Origin of the sequence: Yoonia vestfoldensis DSM 16212 (genome assembly GCF_000382265.1) — a bacterium.
Classification (GTDB): Bacteria; Pseudomonadota; Alphaproteobacteria; order Rhodobacterales; family Rhodobacteraceae; genus Yoonia; species Yoonia vestfoldensis.
This window is the reverse complement of record NZ_KB907980.1, coordinates 194,829-202,901: the sequence shown is the minus strand read 5'-3', so window position 1 is coordinate 202,901 and position 8,073 is coordinate 194,829. Positions and strand designations below refer to the sequence as shown.

The following is an 8,073-nucleotide window of genomic DNA, read 5'->3' as shown; positions in this document are numbered from 1 at the left end:
CTCCGTAAGAAGGTCGAGATGCTCTTCGCCCACCTCAAACGCATTCTGCAGCTGGGGCGGCTCCGATTGCGCGGTCCGAACGGCGCAAATGACGAATTCTTGCTCGCCGCCACCGCCCAAAACCTCCGGAAATTGGCCAAGATCCTTCCTGCACCGCAGCATGATCGCCCAGCCTGACGAGAAAGGCGCTTGCGCGCTCATCACCACCTGAATTTCTGCGCGAGCGAACAGCTGTTTTTCAACAGAATCGGCGAAAAGCAGTCGTTCGCTGCGCAACGCTCGAAGGGCGGCTTTAGAAGTCGGCGTCGTGTCTGCCCTCAGCCCTTCACGGTCATCTCGTGCAAGATCCGCGCCCATGACCGGATGCCTTTGTGAAACGACGACAGGTCGTATTTCTCGTTGGGCGAATGGATCTGGTCGTCGTCTTTGCCGAAACCGATCAGCATCGCGTCCATGTCGAGGATGTTCTTGAAATAGGCCGCAATCGGGATCGAGCCGCCGCAGCCGACATAGGCCGCAGCATTGGGCCATTCGTCCGACAGCGCCTTGCGCGCTTGGTCAAAGGCGGGGTGGGTAGTCGTCATCTGGCCTGCGGCACTGGCCCCGTGGGGATGAAACGTCACGCTGCAATCGGCGGGGATCATGTCCTGCACCATCTTGCGGAACGCCGCGCGGATGGCCAGCGGGTCCTGCGTGCCGACAAGGCGGAACGAAATCTTGGCATGTGCCTGCGAGGGCAGCACGGTCTTGAACCCGTCGCCCGTATAGCCCGACCACATGCCGTTCACTTCGCAGGTGGGGCGCGACCAGATCATCTCCAGCGGGCGGCGGCCCTTTTCGCCAGCGGGGATCGACAGGCCGACATCGCCCAGAAATGCCTTTTCGTCAAAGCGTAGGTCATCCCAGGCGGCGGCAAGTTCGTTCGATAGCTCCGGCACGCCGTCATAGAAACCGGGCACGGTGATGCGCCCGTCCTCGTCATGCAGCGCGGCAATGACACGCGCCAGCACGCGGGCAGGGTTCATCGCCAATCCGCCATACATGCCCGAATGCAGGTCCTTGTTGGGGCCGGTGATGGTAATCTCCTCGCCGAGAAGCCCGCGGAGCTGGGTGATGATCGCAGGTGTGCTGTCGCCATAAAGCCCCGTGTCGCAGATCAGGGCGATATCGGCGGTCAGTTCCTTGGCGTTCTCTTTCATGAACGGGACCAGCGAGGGGGAGCCTGATTCCTCCTCGCCTTCAAAGAACAGCGTGATGTTTGCAGGCAGCGATCCATGCACGGCGATCCAAGCGCGGCAGGCTTCGACAAAGGTCATCAGCTGGCCTTTGTCGTCGGATGTGCCACGACCGCGGATCACTTTGCCGTGGGGCGTTTCTTCGACCTGCGGATCAAACGGGTCGCGGTCCCACAGATGCAGCGGATCGACGGGCTGCACGTCGTAATGGCCATAGAACAGCACATGCGGACCATCGCCGCCCGAATGGGCGACCACCATCGGATGCCCCGGCGTCGGGCGTTTCGATGCGGTGAACCCCATCGCCACAAGGTCCGCCACCAGCCAGTCGGCGGCGGTGTCACAATCGGCCTTATAGGCCGGATCGGTCGAGATCGACGGGATGCGCAGCAATTCCTTCAGACGCTCGACCGCCTGCGGCAAATCGGCGTCGATGCGGTCGAGAACGGGATCGAGGGACATGGGTTCAGCCTTTCTTATGTATTCTGACGCAACGTTGTCCCTATCACACCGCAGGTCAATGGCCGACGTCGCGCACCCGTATTGGACAAATCGCAGGGGGTATCGTTTATTGATCCAGATCATGGTCGCGGCTTCGGCGCGAACCTAGGGTCGGCGCAACGAGGGGCGACAGTTTGTAGCGTCTTGTCCGGGCGGTTTCTGCCCTATATGCAGCTTAGAACGATTCAAAGCGCCCTGAGGGAGAGCGCCTTGATACGACAAGAAGGACGGATTGGTGGATTATAACGCCCAACTGGATACCGCGATCAACCGCTTGCACGACGAAGGCCGCTACCGCACCTTTATCGACATCGAACGCAAACGTGGTCAGTTCCCGCATGCGACATGGATGAAACCCGACGGGTCCGAAATGCCCGTGACCGTCTGGTGTGGCAACGATTATCTGGGCATGGGTCAGCACCCTGTCGTGCTTGCCGCGATGCACGAGGCGATTGACGCCACCGGTGCAGGCTCTGGCGGGACGCGCAACATCTCTGGCACGACCGTCTATCACAAACGGCTGGAGGCTGAACTGGCCGATCTGCATGGCAAAGGTGCGGCATTGCTGTTCACCAGCGCCTATATCGCCAATGACGCCACGCTCAGCACGCTGCCGAAACTTTTCCCCGGCTTGATCATCTATTCGGATGCGCTGAATCATGCCTCCATGATCGAAGGCGTGCGTCGCAATGGCGGGGCCAAGCGGATTTTCCGGCACAACGACGTGGCGCATCTGCGCGAATTACTCGAAGCCGACGATCCGGCAGCGCCCAAGCTGATCGCATTCGAATCGATCTATTCGATGGACGGCGATTTCGGACCAATCGCGGCCTTTTGCGATCTGGCCGAAGAATTCGGCGCGCTGACCTATTGCGACGAAGTCCATGCCGTCGGCATGTATGGCCCGCGCGGGGCAGGGGTGGCGGAACGCGACGGCGTCATGCACCGCATCGACATCATCAATGGCACGCTGGCCAAGGCCTATGGCGTGATGGGCGGCTATATCGCCGCATCGCCCAAGATGTGCGACGCCGTGCGGTCCTATGCGCCGGGGTTCATCTTTACCACCAGCCTGCCGCCTGCGGTGGCGGCGGCGGCGGCGGCTTCGGTCGCGCATCTCAAGACGGATCAGGCGCTGCGCGAGCAGCATCAGACGCAGGCGAAGATTCTGAAACTGCGCTTGAAGGGATTGGGTTTGCCGATCATTGATCACGGCAGCCATATCGTGCCGCTGATCGTCGGTGATCCGAAACACACCAAGAAATTGTCCGACATGCTCCTGTCCGAATTCGGCATCTATGTGCAGCCGATCAATTTCCCGACCGTACCGCGTGGCACCGAAAGGCTGCGATTTACGCCGTCGCCGGTCCACGGACCGCGTGAAATGAATGCGCTTGTCGGTGCTTTGGATGGTTTATGGTCACATTGTGCACTGAACCGGGCCGAATTGGCGGGATGACGCCTATTGCCGATGTGCAACTGCGGCACTGATATGCTACTGGTTTCAAAGGCGTTCCTGTCCGGTTGATTCGGGCGGTACAACGCTTAGGGGCATAGAGCGGCGGGACAGTCGATGATCGGAAAGACCTTCAGGCGTGCCAGCGCGGCGGAGGACGTTCAGACCAAAGGGTTTGACGACTACGATTTGCGTCTAGGCGACCTCATGCGCGGTGAACGTGCAACCCTAGGCAAAAGTCTGCTTGATGTGCAGCGCGAGCTGAAGATCAAGGCAGCCTACATTGCCGCGATTGAAAATGCGGACCCTTCGGCCTTTGACACGCCCGGTTTCATTGCCGGGTATGTGCGGTCTTACGCCCGGTATCTGGGGATGGACCCGGACGAAGCATTCGCGACCTTCTGCAGGGAAAGCGGTTTCGCCACAGCGCATGGCATGTCCGAAGAGGCATCATCGCTGAAGAATCGCGTCGCGGACACAAGCCGTGTGCCTGTCGGCAAGGATATCTTCCTGTCATCCCGCACCCCTTTCGTGCCTGCCAAGGAATCGATGTTCGCGCAGGTCGAATTGCGCGCCATCGGTTCGGTTCTTGTTCTGGCCGCCATGATCGGTGGGCTGGGCTTTGGTGGCTGGACCGTCCTGCAAGAGGTGCAGCGCGTGCAGTTCGCACCTGTCGAACAGGCCCCCGTCGTCGTGTCGGACCTCGACCCTTTGGCTGGCGGGACCAATGCGATCGACGTTGGCGATGCTTTGGCCGATATGGCGCTGCCATCGCCCGAGGCGCTGGACAGGCTCTATCGTCCGCAAGCGCTTGATGTGCCGGTGCTTGTGGCGCGTGACACGCCGATTTCGACACTGACTCCCCGTATGATCGGCGCACTTGTCGCCGAGGCCGACATCGCGGGCTCTGTCGACCAGCAGGTCGTGGCCGATCTGGCGGCTGCGTCTGGCGTTGATTTGCCCGCCCCCAGCATTCAGGTCGTCGAACCCCCGGTACCAGAAGTCCAATTGGTTGCGGCCCGTTCTGCTTGGGTGCGGGTACAGGCGGCCGATGGCGTGGTGCTGCTGGAAGGGATCATGGAACCGGGTCAAAGCTTCGTGCTGCCCGCGACCGAAGAACCCGCAACCTTGCGCGTTGGCGAAAGCGGTGCGATGTATTTTGCAGTGAACGGCGTGCATTACGGTCCCGTTGGCCAGCGCGGTGTCGTGACCTCCAATGTGGTGCTGTCCGCCGAGAACCTGACCGAAAGCTATGAGATCGCCGATCTGGACAGCGACAACGATCTGGCCGAGATCGTCCGCGTTGCGGAAGTCGTCACCGACCAATAGCCGCAGCCGCTTGCCCAGAGGATCGTTGGCGCTTAGGTTGCCACCAAATCCCCAGCTCGTGAAAGCGAACCGATGTCCCTGAACCACATCCGCCCCTGGCGGAACATCTACCGCCGCAAATCCCGCCAGATCATGGTGGGCAATGTGCCGGTGGGCGGTGATGCACCGATCTCGGTGCAGACCATGACCAACACGCTGACCACCGATATCAAAGGCACGATTGCGCAGGTGCAGGCCGCGGCCGATGCGGGTGCCGATATCGTGCGTGTTTCCGTGCCGGACGAAGCCTCGGCCAAGGCGCTGCGCGAGATCGTGCGCAATGTGTCGGTCCCGATCGTGGCGGATATCCACTTCCACTATAAACGCGGCATCGAAGCCGCCGAGGCGGGTGCGGCCTGTCTGCGCATCAACCCCGGCAATATCGGCGACGAGAAGCGCGTGAAAGAGGTCATCAAGGCCGCGCGCGACTACAATTGTTCGATCCGCATCGGCGTGAACGCGGGGTCGCTGGAAAAGCACCTGCTGGACAAATACGGCGAGCCTTGCCCCGATGCGATGGTGGAAAGCGGGCTTGATCACATCAAGATCCTGCAGGACAACGATTTCCACGAATTCAAGATTTCCTGCAAGGCGTCCGATGTGTTCATGGCCGCCGCCGCCTATCAGCAACTGGCCGAAGCGACCGACGCGCCCATTCATCTCGGGATAACCGAAGCCGGTGGCCTGATCAGCGGCACCGTGAAATCCGCCATCGGGATGGGCAATCTGCTTTGGATGGGGATCGGCGACACGATCCGCGTCAGCCTGTCTGCCGATCCGGTGGAAGAGGTCAAGATGGGGTTCGAGATCCTCAAATCCCTTGGCCTGCGGCATCGCGGCGTGAACATCATTTCCTGCCCGTCCTGCGCGCGGCAGGGGTTCGACGTGATCAAGACGGTCGAGGCGCTGGAAAAGCGGCTGGAACATATCAAGACGCCCATGTCGTTGTCGATTATCGGCTGCGTGGTGAATGGCCCCGGCGAGGCGCTGATGACCGATGTCGGTTTCACCGGCGGCGGGGCAGGGTCGGGGATGGTCTATCTGGCGGGCAAGCAAAGCCACAAACAGTCCAATGTCGACATGATCGACCATATCGTCGAACAGGTCGAACGCCGCGCCGCCGAGATCGAAGCCAAGGGCGATCTGGCCGCCGAGTAGCTCCAGCGCCCCGCGCGGCAACCACCAAGAGGCAGAGAATGCGACACGCAACCCGCGGCGACGTGGACCCTTTCATCGTCATGGATGTGATGGAAGCCGCGCGGCAGGCCGAGGCTGCAGGCCGCCATATCATCCATATGGAAGTCGGCCAGCCCGGCACCGGCGCACCCGCCGCCGCGCGCGCCAAGCTGGTCGCGGATATGGCGGACCCTTTGGGCTATACCGTGGGCCTTGGCCTGCCGGACTTACGCGCCCGAATCGCGCGCCATTACGGCGACTGGTACGGGCTGGACCTTGACCCCGCCCGCGTGGTTATCACCTCGGGCGCGTCGGGGGCGTTTCTGCTCGCGTTTTCGGCGCTCTTTGACAATGGCGACCGGGTCGGGCTGGGCACGCCCTGCTATCCGTCCTACCGCCAGATCTTGCGCGCGGTCGGCCTGACGCCCGTCGATATTCCGACAAGCCTTGCCGACCGTTTCCAGCCGCAGCCGCAGCATGTGGCCCAGCATGATCTGGCAGGGCTGATCGTCGCCTCGCCAGCTAACCCCACCGGCACGATGCTGGACAAACCGCAGCTATCCGCACTGGCCGAGGCCTGTGTCGCCCGCGATGCCGCCTTCATCTCGGATGAAATCTATCACGGGATCGACTATGATCTGCGGCCTGTGTCGGCGCTGGAGGTCACGGACGAGGTCTATGTCGTCAATTCCTTTTCCAAATACTTCTCTATGACCGGCTGGCGCGTGGGCTGGATGGTCGTGCTGGACGATCATGTCCGCCGGGTCGAACGGCTGGCGCAGAACATGTTCATCTGCGCGCCGCACGCGGCACAGCGCCTTGCCCTGCATGCGATGGATTGCGCGGATGAACTGGACGCCAACAAGGCCGTCTATGCCGCGAACCGCGCCTTGATGATCGACGGGCTGCGCGCGGCGGGGCTGGGGGCCTTTGCGCCACCGGACGGCGCATTCTACATCTATGTCGATGTCTCGGCCTATACCGACGACGCCCGCGCCTTTGCCGCCGAGATTCTGGATCAGGCGGGTGTGGCTGTTACACCGGGCCTCGATTTTGACGCCGCACGCGGGCATCACTGGCTGCGGTTTTCCTATGCGCGCAGCACCGCCGATATCACCGAAGGGTTGGCCCGGATCGCGCGGTTCATGCAGGCGCGCGCGGGATGATCCGTTGGATCGTGCTGGTCTGCCTGCTGGCCACGACGGTCACGGCACAGGCGAAATACGACCCTGACAGATCGGCGATCCGCGACGGCTGGCGGTCGGTCCAGATCGAATTGGGGCTGTCCGACATCGTACCTTACCGCATTTTTACGCTGGATGATCCGCGCCGCCTCGTGCTTGATTTCCAAGGGCTCGACACAGGCGGCATCAGCGCGGCACCGATCAACAGAGCCGATGCAGTCACAGATGTGCGGTTCGGCCCTTACCGCCCCGGCTGGACGCGGATGGTGCTTGATCTTGCGGCGCCGCTGACCCTGATCGAAGCGGGCATCACCACGGACGACCGAGGCGCGCTCTTGTCGGTCAGGTTGGAGCGCGCGTCAGCCGCCGATTTCGCCGCCGCCGCCGGTGCCCCGCCTGATCCCGGATGGGATGCGCTGACCGCGCAGGCGTTGGGTGGCCTGGACCAGCGCACCGACGATGCGTTCGTCGTCGTGCTCGACCCCGGCCATGGCGGCATTGACCCCGGTGCCGAACGCGACGGAATCACCGAGGCGCATCTGATGCTGGACTTCGCAGAAGAGATCGCCGCCCTTTTGCGGACGCAGGACGGGGTGGCGGTGGTGCTGACCCGCAGCGACGATACCTTTGTGCCGCTCTTTGCGCGGATGAGCATCGCGCGCGGGGCGGCGGCGGATCTGTTCATCTCGCTCCATGCTGACGCGCTGGAAGAGGATGACGCCTGGGGGGCATCTGTCTATACCCTGTCCGAGGACAGCGGCGATATGGCGGTCGCACGGCTGGTCGAACGGCATGAACGCGGCGATCTGCTGGCGGGTGTCGATCTGTCTGTCACCGAGGACAGGGTGACAGGGGTGCTGATGGACCTTGCACGGCGGTCCACCGGCCCAAGGGCCAAGGCCTTTGCCGGTAGCATCATCGCAGAGATGGCCGTTCAGGGCGTCCGGCTCAATTCGAAACCCCGCCGCGCCGGGCGCTTTTCGGTCCTGCTTGCCGCCGATTTTCCCAGCGTTCTGATCGAAGCCGGGTTTCTGTCCAACGCACAAGACCGGGAGAACCTGGTAAATCCTCAAAGCCGCGGGCGCTTGGTGGCGGCGATCGCGGCCGCCGTCGCGCAGTACCGGGACGAAGCGCGCTAGGCCGGATCAGCCGA

General features: G+C 62.4%; 7 protein-coding genes. 6 read left to right on the top strand and 1 reads right to left on the bottom strand.

Annotated features, from left to right (window positions below; all coding sequences use genetic code 11):
• Nucleotides 1–177: transposase (locus tag H147_RS20825; protein WP_211216548.1), on the top strand; the 177-nt coding region annotated here is incomplete at its 5' end.
• Between the two features lie 140 nt (nt 178–317).
• Here the strand turns inward: H147_RS20825 and H147_RS0110225 are convergent.
• Nucleotides 318–1,697 (bottom strand): M20/M25/M40 family metallo-hydrolase, encoded by a 1,380-nt coding sequence (locus tag H147_RS0110225; protein ID WP_019955272.1) that lies wholly within the window; start codon nt 1,695–1,697, stop codon nt 318–320.
• Between the two features lie 274 nt (nt 1,698–1,971).
• On the opposite strand from H147_RS0110225, the gene hemA reads away from it, so the two are divergent.
• The 5 genes from hemA (at nt 1,972) to H147_RS0110200 (ending at nt 8,059) form a co-directional block, all read left to right on the top strand.
• A complete protein-coding gene (hemA, locus tag H147_RS0110220) occupies nt 1,972–3,195 on the top strand; it encodes a 5-aminolevulinate synthase (RefSeq protein ID WP_026352424.1) in 1,224 nt (407 codons plus the stop codon).
• A 114-nt stretch (nt 3,196–3,309) separates the two neighbouring features.
• Nucleotides 3,310–4,521, top strand: a complete 1,212-nt coding sequence (locus H147_RS0110215; protein WP_019955270.1) for a helix-turn-helix domain-containing protein — start codon at nt 3,310–3,312, stop codon at nt 4,519–4,521.
• A gap of 72 nt (nt 4,522–4,593) precedes the next feature.
• Nucleotides 4,594–5,718, top strand: coding sequence for a flavodoxin-dependent (E)-4-hydroxy-3-methylbut-2-enyl-diphosphate synthase (gene ispG, locus H147_RS0110210; protein ID WP_019955269.1), 1,125 nt, complete (start codon nt 4,594–4,596; stop codon nt 5,716–5,718).
• Nucleotides 5,719–5,756: 38 nt separating this feature from the next.
• Nucleotides 5,757–6,902: a pyridoxal phosphate-dependent aminotransferase gene (locus H147_RS0110205; protein WP_026352423.1), complete on the top strand. Its 1,146-nt coding sequence runs from the start codon at nt 5,757–5,759 to the stop codon at nt 6,900–6,902.
• The gene (locus H147_RS0110200; RefSeq protein WP_019955267.1) at nt 6,899–8,059 is read left to right on the top strand and encodes an N-acetylmuramoyl-L-alanine amidase; all 1,161 of its coding nucleotides are present in this window, start codon (nt 6,899–6,901) and stop codon (nt 8,057–8,059) included. Before H147_RS0110205 ends, H147_RS0110200 begins: the two co-directional genes overlap by 4 nt.
• The last annotated feature ends 14 nt before the right edge of the window (nt 8,060–8,073 follow it).

Excerpts from the sequence above, each read along its gene's own strand:
- H147_RS0110225 (WP_019955272.1), bottom strand. The coding sequence starts at position 1,697 with ATGTCCCTCGATCCCGTTCTCGACCGCATCGACGCCGATTTGCCGCAG.
- H147_RS0110215 (WP_019955270.1), top strand. The coding sequence starts at position 3,310 with ATGATCGGAAAGACCTTCAGGCGTGCCAGCGCGGCGGAGGACGTTCAG.
- ispG (WP_019955269.1), top strand. The coding sequence starts at position 4,594 with ATGTCCCTGAACCACATCCGCCCCTGGCGGAACATCTACCGCCGCAAA.
- H147_RS0110205 (WP_026352423.1), top strand. The coding sequence starts at position 5,757 with ATGCGACACGCAACCCGCGGCGACGTGGACCCTTTCATCGTCATGGAT.
- H147_RS0110200 (WP_019955267.1), top strand. The coding sequence starts at position 6,899 with ATGATCCGTTGGATCGTGCTGGTCTGCCTGCTGGCCACGACGGTCACG.